The organism is Proteus sp. G2300, assembly GCF_009915965.1.
Taxonomy (GTDB): Bacteria; Pseudomonadota; Gammaproteobacteria; order Enterobacterales; family Enterobacteriaceae; genus Proteus; species Proteus vulgaris.
The window spans coordinates 264,216-280,109 of record NZ_JAABNK010000014.1 but is presented as its reverse complement, the minus strand read 5'-3'; the positions used below and the strand labels follow the sequence as shown (position 1 = coordinate 280,109).

The window sequence follows — 15,894 nt, the reverse complement described above, 5'->3', positions numbered from 1 at the left end:
ATATTTTTTATCTTAGAAAAAAATTTAAATACCTTTTTATATTTCCAGTCAATCCAAAGGTATGTTTATTTAAATGAAACGCAAAAAAGACACCCCCCTTATAAAATGTATTAATATTATTATCAACCTAACTAAAAATAAAGAAATAAAAATAAAAAATAATTGCACTATAAATTTTTTAGAAAAAGAATTTAAATTTAAATTAAAAAAAACAGACTCATTATTTTTACTTAAGAAAAACATTAATCATAAAATTATCTTTATAGATAAAAATAAACATTTTTTTATATTATTAAAACAAAATGATAATTATTTTCTTATTTATAATTATCAAACTCATCAAGTAGAAAAAATCAATAGAGATAAAATAATACAGAAAAGCATAGAACATGCTTATTATCTTGATTTCAGAAAACAACATCAATTTGATATATCTTGGTTTTTTCCTGTTTTTATACGATACAGAGCCGTTTTTTATCGTATTTTTTTCTATTCATTAATCTTACAATTATTATCTTTAGCTACACCTTTATTTACACAAATTATTATGGATAAAGTGATCATACATCAAGCATTATCAACCCTTGATGTGTTAGTTATTGGATTAATCTTTATGGCTATTTCAGAAGGAATATTAAAAGGAATTAGAGAATACATGTATCATCATACTGCAAATAAAATTGATGCAACCCTAAGTTTAAAAATGGCCAAACATTTATTAAATTTACCGATAAGTTATTTTAAATCACGACAAACAGGCTCGATTGTCAGTCGAGTAAAAGAATTAGATATTATTAGAGATTTTATCACCAATACATTATTAATGTTAATTATCGATTTTTCTTTTATCTTTATATTTATTTTTGTCATGACGATTTTATCGATAAAACTAACATTATTTTTTATAGCAACAATTCCTCTTTATTTTATTTTAGCTAAGTTGCTTGCACCAAAAATAGAATTAGCTGTTCAACAGCTTTATCAAAAAATGGCGACCAATACGGCATTTCTTACCGAAAGTTTAAGTGGTATAGAAACCATTAAAAGCCTATCTCTTGAGCCTCGATTTACACAACAATGGCATAGACAAATTCATCAACTTACTTGTAAACATTTAACACTTCAGGATATCGACTCGCGCTCTCGTTTTATTGTGCTATTTATCAATAAAACAACAACAGCATTACTGTTATGGCTAGGTGCTTATGAAGTGATTTCACATTCAATGACAATCGGTCAACTGATTGCCTTTATGATGCTACTAGGCTATTGCTTACAACCTTTAGCGATAGCTATTGATGTTTGGGGTAAATACATTAGAACAAAAACAGCTATTTATAATTTACAAGATATTCTTAATCTACCTAATGAGCAAAATGTCACAAAATCAAACACCAAACTTCAAGGTGAAGTTACTTTTGATAACGTGAGTTTTTACTATCAAAACAATACGCCACCTATTTTACGTAATATTTCATTACAGATTAAAAAACATGAAATTATTGGCATTGTAGGCACATCAGGCTCAGGAAAAAGTACCTTAGCACGACTGATTTCTGGTCTTTATACGCCACAATTAGGCTGTATAAAACTCGATAATATTCCACTGCCACAACTACATTTAAATAGTGTGCGTCAACAAATTGGTTTTGTACTACAAGAAAACTTTTTATTTCATTTGACGATTTTTGACAATATTAAACTGATGCAACCACACGCTTCTTTAGATGAGGTTATTGAAGTCGCCCAAATAGCAGGCGCTCATGAATTTATTTTAAAATTACCGTTGGGGTATGACACTTTGATCACAGAAGGTGGAACCTCCTTATCAGGAGGGCAACGCCAGCGTATTGCTATTGCAAGAGCCTTATTAACATCACCTAAGATATTGATCTTTGATGAAGCGACCAGTGCTTTAGATGATGATTCTCAAGCGATTATTCAAAACAACCTTCCACTTATTACACAAAATAAAACTGTCATTATCATTGCCCATCGCCTTTCAACCATACGAAATTGTCATCGTATTGTTGTATTAAATAAGGGGCAAATTGTGGAGCAAGGAAAACATGAAACTTTAATTAAAAATAACGGCTATTACACTAAACTGTGGCAAATTCAACAAGGATGTTGAGCATGAAATTAAACATAAAACGGCTATTACTGACTATTTTTCAACGTAATAAAAAGTCTTTCCATTATGATTTTTACCCTAATCATATAGCTCTTATTGAAAAACCATTAACGCCTTATAGTCGTTATATTGCATCTACCATTTCACTCAGTATTATTGCCTTTATTCTGTGGGTTTATTACGGAAAATTAGATGTACAATCCCCCGCAGTTGGTAAACTTGTCGTCACAGGACGTTCTCAAATAATTCAAATCCATGAACCTAGCCGACTAGCCATTCTTCATGTAAAAGATGGGCAAAAAGTTAATCAAGGTGATGCTTTATTAACACTTGATATATTGGGAGTTGATGAAGAAATGGAGGGAATAAGAAAGAAAAGAGACAATTTACTCTTACTTAAAATTCGCTATCAAGCTTTGAGCCAAGAAGCATCACCTCAAAGCCTTTATCATTTTAACAAATTAGATGATAAAACAAAAAAAACAATTTTATTAAGCTATCAAAAAGAAAAAGATGAATTCGATAGTAATATAAAAGTATTAGAAACTGAAATTGAAATAAATAATAGAAACCAATCACTAATCTATAATGATTTATTATCATTAAAAAACATACAAGCAAATATAAAAAACCGATTTATTATTAGAAAGGAACTTTACAATAAAAAAACAATTAGCAAAATGGAATATCTTGAAAGTGAGAAGGAACTATTAGAAATAAATCGTTCAATCACAATAAAAAACGCAGAATATCATATTATTAAAAGCCAAAAAAAACAATTAAATAAAAAATTAAATCAACTAGAAAAAAAGAAAAAATTAGAATGGCATGATAAATATAAACAATATGAAAATGAGCTATTAATTTATGCTCAAAACCTTAATCACCTCCAAAAACGACAGCAACTCAAAACAATACGTTCACCTATCACTGGAACGATACAACAAGTTTCTGTTTATACACTCGGCAGTGTATTACAACCTGCTCAAAGTGTTATGACAGTCGTACCAGATAATCAAGTGAATATTGCAGAGGTTAATCTGCTAAATAGAGATATTGGTTTTATTCACATAGGGCAAAAAGCAATGATAAAAATAGATGCTTTTCCTTATACACGTTATGGCACAATTGAAGGAGAAATTATTAATATCGCTAAAGATTCTGTTCAACATGAACAATTAGGTTTAGTTTATCCCGCTACAATTAAATTAAATACACAAACTATTGAAAAGAATAATCGGCAATATCAGCTTACTCCCGGTATGTCTTTAGTCGCCGAAATAATTACGGATAAACGTCGTGTTATTGATTATGTTTTAAGCCCAATAGAGGTTTATCGACATAATTCACTGACTGAAAAGTAAAATCGGGTACTTAACACCATGAAAAATAAAACTAACTTAATAAAAGAAAAACAATATCATTGTTCTATTATTGATGGTTTAATTTATTTTGCCAAAAAAAACAATGGAAATATAAAAAAAGAAAATGTCATTCATTTTATTGGCAAAGATAATTTATTTAACAAATGGAATATTTTAGATGCTGCACACTTACTTAATTTAAAATGTAAATTTGATATCCTTGACTACGAAAATAAAAACTCTCACCTCATAAATACTCTTATTGAAATAAACAATAAATGGTATATTTTAAAAGAAATAAGAAGTAAACTATTAATTATATTTGATATAAAAAATAATATTACCATTGAATATGAATTAGATAAAAATCAAAAACTAAATATAGCATTATTTGTTAATAAACAACATAATCCATTATGGAATAAATTTAATATCACTTGGTTTATTTCTACTATTTTAAAACAAAAAAAATCACTCTTATTGGTTTTTATTTTATCATGCTGTAGCCAGCTCTTCGCATTAGTTAACCCTTTAATTTTTGAAACATTAATCGATAAGGTATTAACAGGAAGAAATTTATCAAACTTACATTTACTGGGCTATTTATTGCTCTTAATTGCAATCACTGAACCTGTTTATCTTTTTCTTCGAGACAAATTGTATACATTTATTTCTTGTCAATTTAGTGCTGATTTTTCAGGAAAAATTTATCAGCATCTTATTCGCTTACCGAGTTCTTTTTTTAATCAACGACAATCAGGTCAAATAATTGCACGCATTCAAGAGCTTTCGCACATTCGTCAATTTATGACTGGTTCCGCATTGATGTTAGTGCTCGACCTCATTTTTATTATTGTGTTTCTTTCTGTAATGTTTACTTATTCAGCATCATTAACTTGGATAACGTTAGGTGCATTAATTCTTTATTTTACACTTTGGCTGATCCTTGGCCCAATGATCCGTTATTGGGTTGAGCAGGAATATCAAGCAAATGCTGATAATACTAGTCTACTAACCGAAGCAATTAGCGGTATAGAAACTATCAAAATTACAGCAACAGAAAGCTATTTTATCGAAAAATGGCAATATAAGCTCACCGAGCATATTAACAAACGGTTTTCAGCAACCCAAAAAACCTTATTAGCTCAACAAGTAATATTCATCATTCATAAAATCACAACAGCGATTATTCTGTGGCATGGTGTTAATTTAATTATTAATACACAAATGACGGTAGGTGAGCTTATTGCATTTAATCTCTTCATTGCGCATATAACACAACCAATTTTACGCTTAGCACAATGCTGGCAAGATTTTCAGCAAACCACTATTTCTCTGCGCCGTATTGGCGAAATTTTAAATGCGCCGACAGAACACCAATATCATGGATTAGCCACGGTGCCCCAAATTACAGGTAGTATTGATTTTTCAAATGTCTATTTTCGTTATACCCATCATACACAAGATGTTCTTGAAGCACTCTCGTTCTCTATTCCTGCTGGGCAATTTATTGGTATCACGGGTCGTTCAGGCTCAGGAAAAAGTACTATCACACGCTTAATTCAACGACTCTATACTCCTCAACAAGGACAAATTTATATTGACGGCATGGATTTAGCTATCGCTGATCCTCTCTCTTTGCGCCAAAGTATCAGTATCGTTTTACAAGAAAGTTTTTTATTTAGTGGATCTATTGTCGAAAATATTCGTTTATCAAAACCCAATGCGAATGAACAAGAGATAATAGAAGCATGCCAACTTGCAGGTGCTCTAGATTTTATTGAGCAACTTCCTTTGAGATTTAACACTCAAGTCGGAGAAAAAGGTGCCAATTTATCAGGAGGGCAACGCCAGCGTATTGCACTGGCAAGAGCTTTACTAACAAATCCACGCATTCTTATTTTAGATGAAGCCACATCAGCATTAGATTACATCTCAGAAGCACAGATTTTGGCAAGTTTACCTCAGATTTGTCAAAACAGAACCGTCATTAGTATTGCACATCGCCTCAATACATTAGCACATGCAGATTATATTTATGTTATAGACAAAGGACGGGTATTGGAAGAAGGAACTCATGTGGGTTTACTTGAAAATAACACACTTTATTACCAATTATGGAAACAGCAAATGCAATAATAATGTTTAAAAAACAAGAAAGGCTCGAAATACCGAGCCTTCAAGATATTACTGATAATTAGATCAATAATTAGTAAAGCATACGAGCACGGATTGTTCCTGGTAATGCTTTGAGCTTTTGTAACACTAACTCAGCTTGAGCCTTCGTTTGTGTTGTAATATCAATCACAACATAACCTACGTTGCCAGAGGTACGTAAAAATTGTGCTGCCACGTTGATGTTTTCTTCAGTAAACACTTTGTTGATGCTATTCATCATACCTGGTCGGTTCTCATGAATATGCAGTAAACGGTTTACATCATCACCATGGCTTGGTAACGATACTTCAGGGAAGTTAACTGCAGATAATGTAGAGCCGTTATCTGAATATTTCGCCAATTTACCTGCAACTTCATAACCAATATTTTCTTGTGCTTCTTGTGTTGAACCACCGATATGTGGCGTTAATATCACATTATCGAACTTGATAAGTTCAGATACAAACGGATCGTTAGGATCGTTATTTGCACCAGGTTCAGATGGGAATACGTCAACCGCTGCACCAGATAAATGCTTTGATTCTAACGCTTGTGCTAATGCAGGAATATCAACTACCGTACCACGAGAAGCGTTGATAAGAATTGAGCCTGGCTTCATGCGTTGAATTTCTTCATGCCCAATCATATTTTTTGTGGAAGGCGTTTCTGGCACATGTAAGCTGACAATATCACTCATATTCAATAGTTCAGATAAATGGCGAATTTGTGTTGCATTACCCAGTGGTAGCTTGTTTTCAATATCGTAAAAATAGACATCTAAACCGACACTTTCAGCCAAAATACCTAACTGTGTACCAATGTGCCCATAACCTATAATACCCAGTTTTTTACCACGAGCTTCAAAACAACCTTTGGCTTGCTTATCCCAAACTCCACGATGCGCTTTCGCATTTGCCTCAGGAATACGACGCAATAATAACAGTAATTCACCTAACACCATCTCAGCCACGGAACGAGTGTTCGAGAAAGGCGCATTGAAGACAGGAATACCGCGACGAGCTGCTGCTTCTAAATCAACCTGATTAGTCCCGATACAGAAGCATCCTACAGCAACTAATTTTTCTGCGGCTGCAAAAATTTCTTCTGTTAAATGAGTGCGGGAACGAAGACCAACAAAACGCGCATCACGGATAGCTTCTTTTAATTCTTCGTCCGATAATGCACCTTTATGATATTCAATGTTGGTATAACCCGCAGCTCTTAAGTTTTCTACTGCACTTTGGTGCACACCTTCAAGAAGTAGAAATTTTATTTTGTCTTTTTCCAAAGATACTTTGACCATTTACCCTGCCCTATCGTTATTACATTTAATGAAAAACAAAATCCTGTCTCATCAACATAACAAAAATAGAGTTTGTGGCAATACAACCGATTGCAGTGATGACAGAATAAGCGATAAAGAAAGCGATTTTCTACCGAGTAAAATGATTTTGACTTTGAAAAAGGCAGGATTTTAAAGAGAGATATAACTATGGTGTGATATATATCACTGAATTTGCATTTTCTAAAATAATTTTAAAAAGAGGTCGCCATCGCCACCTCTTTTTAGTCATCTTACTTAATAGTTTTAACTCCTTCAGACGTTCCCATTAAAACGACATTTGCACCACGATTAGCAAATAATCCTACTGTAACCACGCCTGGAATACTGTTAATTTTATTTTCCAGTTCAATAGGGTTAAGAATCGTTAAGTTATGAACGTCTAAAATAACGTTACCGTTATCTGTTACTACGTTTTCACGATATTCAGGTAAGCCACCCAGTTTAACTAATTCACGAGCCACATAAGAGCGTGCCATTGGAATAACTTCGACAGGTAGAGGGAATTTACCTAATACATCAACTTGTTTAGATTCATCAACGATACAGATAAATGTTTTTGCCACTCCCGCAATAATTTTTTCTCGCGTTAATGCGGCACCGCCACCTTTGATCATTTGCATCTGGTGGTTAATTTCATCAGCACCATCCACATAGATATCTAAAGAATCGACTTCATTACAGTCAAAAACAGGAATACCATAACTTTTTAGCTTTGCCGTTGATGCTTCTGAACTTGAAACAGTACCTTCGATTTGACCTTTTATTGTCGCTAATGCGTCAATAAAATGAGAAGCCGTAGAGCCTGTTCCTACCCCCACGATAGTGCCAGGTTTCACATATTCAAGCGCTGCCCAACCTACTGCTTTTTTCAATTCATCCTGAGTCATTTAAAAAAACCTTATTTATCACATTAATGGACTAAGAATAGCATATTGCATTCAAAACTAGCACGAGACACATCAAAAACTGAGAAGCAACATTTTAACTCATTACAACAAAAAATATGGCATAGTAAGCAACAGAACATAAATCAAAGAGAGTCTGTTAATGAAACGCCCTGATTATCGAGCATTACAAGCCCTTGATGCCGTCATTCGCGAACGTGGTTTTGAAAGAGCTGCACAAAAGTTATGTATTACACAATCTGCCGTTTCACAACGCATTAAACAATTAGAAAACTTATTCGGGCAACCGTTATTGGTGCGAACTGTTCCACCACAACCCACCGAGCAAGGGCAAAAACTACTGGCGTTATTGCATCAAGTAGAATTACTTGAAGAACAATGGTTAGGTGATGAAAATAGTGGCTCTACACCGCTTTTACTCTCTTTAGCGGTAAATGCCGATAGCTTAGCAACGTGGCTATTACCCGCTTTACACCCCGTATTAACACAACTGCCTATTCGACTTAATATCCAAGTTGAAGACGAAACGCGAACACAAGAACGTTTAAGACGAGGCGAAGTAGTGGGTGCAATCAGTATTCAGCCACAGGCATTACCAAGTTGCCTTGTTGATCAATTAGGCGCTCTTGATTACCTATTTGTAGCCTCTCCTGATTTTGCTCAACGCTATTTTGCAAACGGGGTCACTAAATCGTCGCTATTAAAAGCCCCTGCTGTCGCATTTGACCATCTTGATGATATGCATCAGGCATTTTTACAACAAAACTTTGGTTTATCTCCGGGCAGTGTACCTTGCCATATCGTTAATTCTTCCGAGGCTTTTGTGCAATTAGCAAAACAAGGGTCGACATGTTGTATGATCCCTCATCTACAAATTGCTAATGAGCTAAAGAGTGGAGAGTTGGTTGATTTAACGCCAGGGCTTTACCAACGACGTATGCTTTATTGGCACCGCTTTGCGCCAGAAAGTAGAACTATGAGAAAAGTGACAGACGCACTGGTTGATTTTGGCCGTAAGGTTTTAAAACAAGGTGAAGAATAACACAACTATTTTCATCTTCTAACACAAAAAATAGGCTTCATATGAAGCCTATTTTATTTTTATAACAATAAGATTATTGAGTACGTTTTAATTCAAAAACAACATCCACATAATCTTTAAATTCGATGCTTTGTTGTTCATACGTTTCTTGCACCGCAGCTGGCGCTTGGGCTTTTAATGCCATCGCATCCATACGCACTTGTGTGATTGGATAAGGTGTCGCCTCTGGTGCACGATAGCTTACGCTATAAACTGCACCTAAATCAGCACCAAAACCTTTCGCAACTGAGGTTGCTTGATCAATGGCATTTTTAATGGCCACTTCTCGAGCTTTTACTTTGTATTGTTCTGGATTATTTACGCCAAACTCAACGTTATTAATTTCATTTAAACCCGCCGCTAATGCGCCATCAAGTAACGTATTAAGCTGTTCTAATTTCTTAATTTTAACATTTACAGTACGTGTTGCGGTATAACCATTAATCACTGAACGCTCCGCTTTTTTATCATATTCATAGTTTGGTTGAGTACGAATATTAGCGGCCTCTATATCTTCCTTCACAACACCATTTTCTTTTAAGAAGGCAAAATATTTTGCAACACGCTCATCGACTTGTTTCTTAGCCTGAGCCGCATCTTTTGCTCTTTCGTTAACCTGAATATTTAATGTCGCCATATCAGGAGTGGCTTTAATTGTCGCATTACCAGATGTTGTAATATGTGGTCCTTCTGGTTCCGAAGCAGCTAGTGCAATGGAAGGTAATCCCAACGTAAACACGGATGCTAATACAATCGTTCTTAATTTCACAAAAAACCCCCTGACAAAATTAATTTTAATGTCCTGTTTTTAGGACTAAGAAGAACATTAGCATATATGATGTAAAGTTCTTTAAGATTAAAAGAGAGTTTTCCATCCTTGTGCAGCTAATTGAACAGCAATAAACCACATCACACATCCTACAAATAAATTAATAATGCGTTGAGAGCGTGTTTTGCTTAATATCGGCGAAAACCAAGCCGCAAGTAGTGATAACGCAAAAAACCAACTGATAGAAGCCAATATCGCACCAATCGTAAACCAAGGGCGAAGCTCTGTGGTTAATTGTCCACCAATACTGCCTATCACAACAAAAGTATCTAAATAAACATGAGGATTAAGCCAAGTTACGGCAATTAATGTCACAATCACACGCCAACGGCTTTTTACCTGATTTTCACTTTGTGACAATTCGATATCTTTTGAAAAAGCTGTTTTAAATGCATTCCAACCATACCAAAGTAAAAATGCCACTCCTCCCCATGTGATCAATAATAAAAGCGTTTCTGATTGACTAAGTAATGCACTGCCACCAAAAACACCTGCTGTTATTAATACAACATCACTTAATGCGCATAAAAATGCACTCATTAAATGAAATTGTTTTTTACTTCCTTGCTGTAAAACAAAAGCATTCTGAGCGCCTATAGGTAAAATCATGGCTGCACTTAATAAAAAACCCTGAAAAAAAGTTGTAAACATGCAAAATACCTTAATAATTATTCGTTAGATATTAGCTGAATAATAGAGGGATTTTGATATTAGAGGAAATGAATCATTCTTATTAATAATAAGAAAAACTAATGGTGATAAAATAAAGGGTTTGTAGGATTAATAAATATATAATAGCCATATTCATTAATAGTATGAAGATAAAATAAGACCAAATAGTGACATTGGGAATTACTAAAAAATAAGATCGCCAAAACAAATACAATATAACTCTATCAAAATACTGAAAGAAAAAAGCCACGTTATTAACGTGGCTCTATGCTATCTATTTTTGTGAGACTATTCTGCTTTCACTGTCGCACTTTGTGTTTGATGCATATAAACATCCATTTGTGGGAATGGAATACCGATATTATTTGCATCTAATGCACGTTTAAAATCTTCCATTAGATCCCAATAAACAGGCCATGCATCACCATTCGTTGTCCAAACACGGACCACAAAGTTTAATGAAGACGGTGCCATTTCATGTAAACGGATAGTCACACCTTGATCATGTTGAATGCGTTTGTCTTTCGCAACAACATCACCCAATACTTGTTTTACTTTATCAATATCAGCATCATAAGCCACACCAACAATAATTTGTGTACGGCGGTTAGGCTCACGGCTTAAGTTGATCACTTCACTACTGATAATTTTGCTATTCGGAATAACGATAATTTTGTCATCTGCTGAACGTAATGTCGTAGAAAAAATCTGTACATCCTTTACCGTACCTTCTACTGAACCAATCATGACATATTCATCTGTACGGATTGGACGGAAGATAACAATCAATACGCCTGCAGCAAAGTTAGACAGAGAGCCTTGTAGAGCCAAACCAACAGCTAAACCGGCAGCACCTAATACCGCGATAACAGACGCTGTTTGAACCCCTAATCGTCCTAATACCGCAATTAAGGTAAAAGCAACAACTGTGTAACGAACTAAAACAGATAAAAATGTCACAACAGTAGCATCAATATGGCGCAATGTGAGAACTCTTGCGACACCTTTACTGATCATTTTTGCGATAAAAAGACCAATAAATAGGATCAAGAAAGCGGCGACAATATTCACAGCATATTGAATAAAGAGCTCCTGATTTGCGACAAACCAACCTGTTGCTTCATCTAAACTAGCTGGTAATTCATTCATTAGACCACCTATTAAATCTTAAAAATGTAATGAGAAGAATAGTCATACAGTAGTATATTGTGGCATATTTCTTCCAAAAATATAGAGGATTTGTTAATTCCTTTTATTTTCCAGAATAAATAACCGATATTTCTGTAACATGGTAGCAAAATCATCTAATCCACAAAATGAGATACTTTCGTTATCGTAGTAACTCATGCCTTCTTCCATTTCATCTGTTTCAAAATGCAGTGTATTGGCTCTTATCATTACTTCTTCATCATCAATAGAAAGGCTATATTCTTTACCAATTAATTCCCACTGCCTTTCACTGCCTTTAATACCTTCCATTTCTTCAAAAATTTGATCTATCAGACTAATATCGCCCTGAATTTCATCATTCAACCAATAACCTATTGCTTCATGATCCATCGAAAAACGGGCTAGTATACCGCCAGTGAGATCTCGCTGAAATTCATAATCCATGGTGTACGCCCCTTGATTAAGCTGTCGCTTATTGAATAAAAAACATCTTATTCTTATTATGACAATAAATAACAAAAAACGGGAGGCTAATGCCTCCCGTTTGTTTATATAAAATACGTTTAAAGTAATAAATTAATCGTTATACCGTTGTTTGGAAAATAACTTGCTCCGCTTTGTCTGTATATTGTGCAAGTTGATCAAAGTTCAGATAACGATAAGTATCTTCTGCAGTTTCATCAACTTTATTAATGAAGTCCAGATACTCTTGTGGCTCAGGCAAACGACCTAACAATGACGCCACTGCTGCAAGTTCCGCAGAAGCAAGATACACGTTGGCTCCTGTCCCTAAACGGTTAGGAAAGTTACGTGTCGAAGTTGAAACCACCGTTGCACCATCAGCAACACGTGCTTGATTCCCCATACAAAGTGAGCACCCTGGAACTTCGATACGAGCACCACTTTTGCCAAAGATGCTGTAATAGCCCTCTTCCGTTAATTGTGCTGCATCCATTTTCGTTGGTGGTGCAACCCATAAACGCGTTGGTAATTGGCCTTTGTATTGATCAAGTAATTTACCTGCTGCACGGAAGTGGCCAATATTAGTCATACAAGAACCAATGAACACTTCATCAATTTTACTGTTCGCTACTTCAGATAGCAGTCGTGCATCATCAGGATCATTAGGCGCACATAAAATTGGTTCTTTGATTTCATTTAGATCGATTTCGATCACAGCAGCATATTCAGCATCGGCATCTGCTTCAAGTAATTGAGGATCTTTCAGCCAATTTTCCATTGAAGTAATACGGCGTTCAATTGTACGACGATCACCATAACCTTCAGCAATCATCCATTTCAGTAAGATAATGTTAGATTGTAAATATTCAATGATAGGTGCTTTATCCAATTTAATCGTACAACCAGCCGCTGAACGCTCTGCTGATGCATCAGCAAGTTCAAATGCTTGTTCTACTTTTAGTTCTGGTAAACCTTCAATTTCAAGAATACGGCCAGAGAAAATGTTTTTCTTACCTTTTTTCTCTACAGTTAATAAACCATCTTGAATAGCGTAATAAGGAATAGCATGAACTAAATCACGCAATGTCACACCTGGTTGCATTTTGCCTTTAAAACGCACTAGAACAGATTCTGGCATATCTAATGGCATTACCCCGGTAGCTGCAGCAAAAGCCACTAAACCAGAACCTGCTGGGAATGAGATACCAATAGGGAAACGAGTATGTGAGTCACCACCTGTACCGACGGTATCAGGTAACAACATACGGTTTAACCATGAGTGGATAATACCATCGCCTGGACGCAAAGAGACACCACCACGATTCATAATAAAATCAGGTAAGGTATGATGCGTTGTAACATCCACAGGCTTTGGATACGCAGCGGTATGACAGAACGATTGCATCACTAAATCAGCAGAGAAACCTAGACAGGCAAGGTCTTTTAACTCATCACGCGTCATTGGACCTGTTGTATCCTGAGAGCCCACAGACGTCATTTTCGGCTCACAATATTCACCTGGACGGATACCAGCACGACCGCAAGCACGACCGACCATTTTCTGCGCTAAAGAGAAACCACGGTTACTGTCTTCAATAGGTTTAGCATGACGGAACAACGTACTTGCAGGTAAACCTAATGATTCACGGGCTTTAGTGGTTAAACCACGGCCGATAATCAGAGGAATACGACCACCTGCACGAACTTCATCAATTAATACGTCTGTTTTCAATTCAAAGGTTTCCAGTAACTCATTCGTTTCATGGCTACGGATTTCACCTTTATATGGGTAAATATCAATGACATCACCCATATTTAATTTAGAAACATCAACTTCGATAGGTAATGCCCCAGCATCTTCCATAGTATTAAAGAAGATAGGCGCAATTTTACCTCCGAGCACAACCCCCCCTCCCCGTTTATTAGGAACGAATGGAATATCATCCCCCATAAACCAAAGTACAGAGTTGGTTGCTGATTTACGAGAAGAGCCAGTCCCTACAACGTCACCGACATAAGCCAGCGGGAAACCTTTTTTATTTAATGCTTCAATTTGTTTGATAGGGCCAACGCTACCTGGTTGATCAGGTTCAATCCCTTCGCGCGCATTTTTTAACATCGCTAAAGCATGTAAAGGGATATCTGGACGAGACCAAGCATCAGGTGCGGGAGATAAGTCATCGGTATTGGTTTCACCAGTGACTTTAAATACGGTAACCGTAATTTTTTCTGCTAATTCTGGGCGCTCAGTAAACCATTTTGCATCAGCCCAAGATTGCATAATTTGTTTAGCATACACATTGCCTGCTTTGGCTTTTTCTTCAACATCATAGAAGTTATCAAACATCAATAAGGTATGAGAAAGTGCTTTAGCTGCAATTGGAGCTAATTTATCGTTATCCAGAGATTCAATTAAAGCATGAATATTATAGCCACCTTGCATAGTACCTAATAATTCAACGGCTTTTTCTGGCGAGATAAGGGGTGATGTGGTTTCGCCTTTCGCGAGGGCAGTTAAAAAACCCGCCTTAACATAGGCAGCTTCATCAACTCCGGGTGGAACGCGGTTAACAATTAAATCAAGAAGGAATTCTTCTTCACCTTTAGGGGGATTTTTTAATAGCTCAACAAGTGCGGCTGTTTGTGTGGCATCGAGAGGTTTTGGAACGACACCTTCAGCTGCACGCTCTGCTACGTGCTTACGGTATTCTTCTAGCACGACTGTCTCCTCGCTTCTTTGTCATTTTGTATAACCCGGCTGTCTGCACCCTGTCTATAGGATGCCAGGTCAGAGGATCTTTTGCTCGCATAAAACATAAGTGGTTGTGAAATTATGCCCAGCTAAGGGGTATCAGCATAGCAAATCTTCAACACGATGTTAATTCGTTCACATAAAAGTAACATTAATCAAATTCAAATATCCACTTATTCAGATTAAAACACTTAAACAAAATATATAAGACGCATTTTTACCCAATTTTTTAGATAAAATACTATAAAGAATCTATGAAAATGAATAGGAATATGCGATTTATGATAAATTTTACGCAAAGAGTGACAAAAGATGAATCATCCTATTACTCTGTCACCGTAATAGGCTTTTCTTATAGAAAATAGTGACCACCAATAAACCTAATCGTCTCTCACTTCAAAGAGGGATCTCATTTAAAGAGAAATAGGTAAGCCCTATTGAGTTAAAAGAATAAAAGAAAATATATTAATCAAACACATGGTTAATAACTGCTGCGATTATTGATGTTCCAATCGCGACCAATACTAAATCATTCCCTACTATTTTCCATTCATACCCTTGATAATAAGGTAACTGATTTAGCATATTACTTGGAATTGCTTTTTTCATGATCCCTGGAGGAAGCGGTTTTCCTCGAACTAAATTTTTAGCTATACCTGGGGGAAGAGACTGATAACCCACAATATTGTTTCTTATTGCTAGAGCCCTTGCGTCCTTATAGGTTAAAGAAACGGAAACAAGACCGTGACTATTAATTTTTATTTCTGACGAAAAACCGTCATTTTTATTAAAGTTTCTATCATTATCATTCTGATAATGACGTCCTTTTTGATGCCCATTTCCATTTCCATTTCCATTTCCATTTCCATGAGGAGGATTAGCGAAAGAGCCTAAAGAAAATACCATCGTAAAAAATAATAGAAACAAGCGGAACGAAATGTGTTTACGCATCATAGATATCATCCAAAAATGAAAGTCATAATGAAAATAGGAGAATTAGTGCGTAAGTACAATGTCTAATAT

General features: G+C 35.5%; 12 protein-coding genes. 4 read left to right on the top strand and 8 right to left on the bottom strand.

Annotation, left to right across the window (positions count from 1 at the left end):
- The first annotated feature begins 73 nt into the window (after positions 1 to 73).
- Genes GWI97_RS08980 through GWI97_RS08970 form a run of 3 tightly spaced genes read left to right on the top strand, consistent with a single transcriptional unit; the run spans position 74 to position 5,637 of the window.
- Positions 74 to 2,134, top strand: coding sequence for a peptidase domain-containing ABC transporter (locus GWI97_RS08980; RefSeq protein WP_036934922.1), 2,061 nt, complete (start codon positions 74 to 76; stop codon positions 2,132 to 2,134).
- Between the two features lie 2 nt (positions 2,135 to 2,136).
- Positions 2,137 to 3,498 (top strand): HlyD family type I secretion periplasmic adaptor subunit, encoded by a 1,362-nt coding sequence (locus GWI97_RS08975; RefSeq protein ID WP_052038457.1) that lies wholly within the window; start codon positions 2,137 to 2,139, stop codon positions 3,496 to 3,498.
- An 18-nt stretch (positions 3,499 to 3,516) separates the two neighbouring features.
- Positions 3,517 to 5,637 carry a type I secretion system permease/ATPase gene (locus GWI97_RS08970; RefSeq protein WP_161751911.1) on the top strand — a complete coding sequence of 707 codons (2,121 nt, stop codon included), beginning with the start codon at positions 3,517 to 3,519 and terminating at the stop codon, positions 5,635 to 5,637.
- A 70-nt stretch (positions 5,638 to 5,707) separates the two neighbouring features.
- Here the strand turns inward: GWI97_RS08970 and serA are convergent, their stop codons facing one another.
- Together serA and rpiA are read right to left on the bottom strand one after the other, a co-directional pair.
- Positions 5,708 to 6,958 carry a phosphoglycerate dehydrogenase gene (gene serA, locus GWI97_RS08965; protein WP_036934926.1) on the bottom strand — a complete coding sequence of 417 codons (1,251 nt, stop codon included), beginning with the start codon at positions 6,956 to 6,958 and terminating at the stop codon, positions 5,708 to 5,710.
- Between the two features lie 272 nt (positions 6,959 to 7,230).
- Positions 7,231 to 7,887: a ribose-5-phosphate isomerase RpiA gene (gene rpiA, locus GWI97_RS08960; protein WP_036934928.1), complete on the bottom strand. Its 657-nt coding sequence runs from the start codon at positions 7,885 to 7,887 to the stop codon at positions 7,231 to 7,233.
- Positions 7,888 to 8,047: 160 nt separating this feature from the next.
- On the opposite strand from rpiA, the gene GWI97_RS08955 reads away from it, so the two are divergent.
- The gene (locus GWI97_RS08955; protein WP_036934930.1) at positions 8,048 to 8,947 is read left to right on the top strand and encodes a LysR family transcriptional regulator ArgP; all 900 of its coding nucleotides are present in this window, start codon (positions 8,048 to 8,050) and stop codon (positions 8,945 to 8,947) included.
- Between the two features lie 73 nt (positions 8,948 to 9,020).
- On the opposite strand, the gene GWI97_RS08950 is transcribed toward GWI97_RS08955, so the two are convergent.
- The 6 genes from GWI97_RS08950 to GWI97_RS08925 form a co-directional block, all read right to left on the bottom strand.
- Positions 9,021 to 9,755: an oxidative stress defense protein gene (locus GWI97_RS08950; RefSeq protein WP_036934931.1), complete on the bottom strand. Its 735-nt coding sequence runs from the start codon at positions 9,753 to 9,755 to the stop codon at positions 9,021 to 9,023.
- 87 nt (positions 9,756 to 9,842) lie between these two features.
- The gene (gene argO / locus GWI97_RS08945; protein ID WP_036934932.1) at positions 9,843 to 10,466 is read right to left on the bottom strand and encodes an arginine exporter ArgO; all 624 of its coding nucleotides are present in this window, start codon (positions 10,464 to 10,466) and stop codon (positions 9,843 to 9,845) included.
- Between the two features lie 309 nt (positions 10,467 to 10,775).
- The gene (gene mscS, locus GWI97_RS08940) at positions 10,776 to 11,636 is read right to left on the bottom strand and encodes a small-conductance mechanosensitive channel MscS (RefSeq protein ID WP_036934933.1); all 861 of its coding nucleotides are present in this window, start codon (positions 11,634 to 11,636) and stop codon (positions 10,776 to 10,778) included.
- Positions 11,637 to 11,729: 93 nt separating this feature from the next.
- Positions 11,730 to 12,101, bottom strand: a complete 372-nt coding sequence (locus GWI97_RS08935) for a YacL family protein (RefSeq protein ID WP_036934935.1) — start codon at positions 12,099 to 12,101, stop codon at positions 11,730 to 11,732.
- 139 nt (positions 12,102 to 12,240) lie between these two features.
- A complete protein-coding gene (gene acnB, locus GWI97_RS08930; protein ID WP_036934936.1) occupies positions 12,241 to 14,838 on the bottom strand; it encodes a bifunctional aconitate hydratase 2/2-methylisocitrate dehydratase in 2,598 nt (865 codons plus the stop codon).
- 498 nt (positions 14,839 to 15,336) lie between these two features.
- The gene (locus GWI97_RS08925; RefSeq protein WP_087803207.1) at positions 15,337 to 15,825 is read right to left on the bottom strand and encodes an anti-virulence regulator CigR family protein; all 489 of its coding nucleotides are present in this window, start codon (positions 15,823 to 15,825) and stop codon (positions 15,337 to 15,339) included.
- Between the last annotated feature and the right edge of the window lie 69 nt (positions 15,826 to 15,894).

Coding starts and splice junctions, on each gene's coding strand:
- GWI97_RS08955 (WP_036934930.1), top strand. CDS start 8,048: ATGAAACGCCCTGATTATCGAGCATTACAAGCCCTTGATGCCGTCATT.
- GWI97_RS08975 (WP_052038457.1), top strand. CDS start 2,137: ATGAAATTAAACATAAAACGGCTATTACTGACTATTTTTCAACGTAAT.
- GWI97_RS08935 (WP_036934935.1), bottom strand. CDS start 12,101: ATGGATTATGAATTTCAGCGAGATCTCACTGGCGGTATACTAGCCCGT.
- GWI97_RS08925 (WP_087803207.1), bottom strand. CDS start 15,825: ATGATGCGTAAACACATTTCGTTCCGCTTGTTTCTATTATTTTTTACG.
- mscS (WP_036934933.1), bottom strand. CDS start 11,636: ATGAATGAATTACCAGCTAGTTTAGATGAAGCAACAGGTTGGTTTGTC.
- GWI97_RS08970 (WP_161751911.1), top strand. CDS start 3,517: ATGAAAAATAAAACTAACTTAATAAAAGAAAAACAATATCATTGTTCT.
- rpiA (WP_036934928.1), bottom strand. CDS start 7,887: ATGACTCAGGATGAATTGAAAAAAGCAGTAGGTTGGGCAGCGCTTGAA.
- GWI97_RS08980 (WP_036934922.1), top strand. CDS start 74: ATGAAACGCAAAAAAGACACCCCCCTTATAAAATGTATTAATATTATT.
- argO (WP_036934932.1), bottom strand. CDS start 10,466: ATGTTTACAACTTTTTTTCAGGGTTTTTTATTAAGTGCAGCCATGATT.
- serA (WP_036934926.1), bottom strand. CDS start 6,958: ATGGTCAAAGTATCTTTGGAAAAAGACAAAATAAAATTTCTACTTCTT.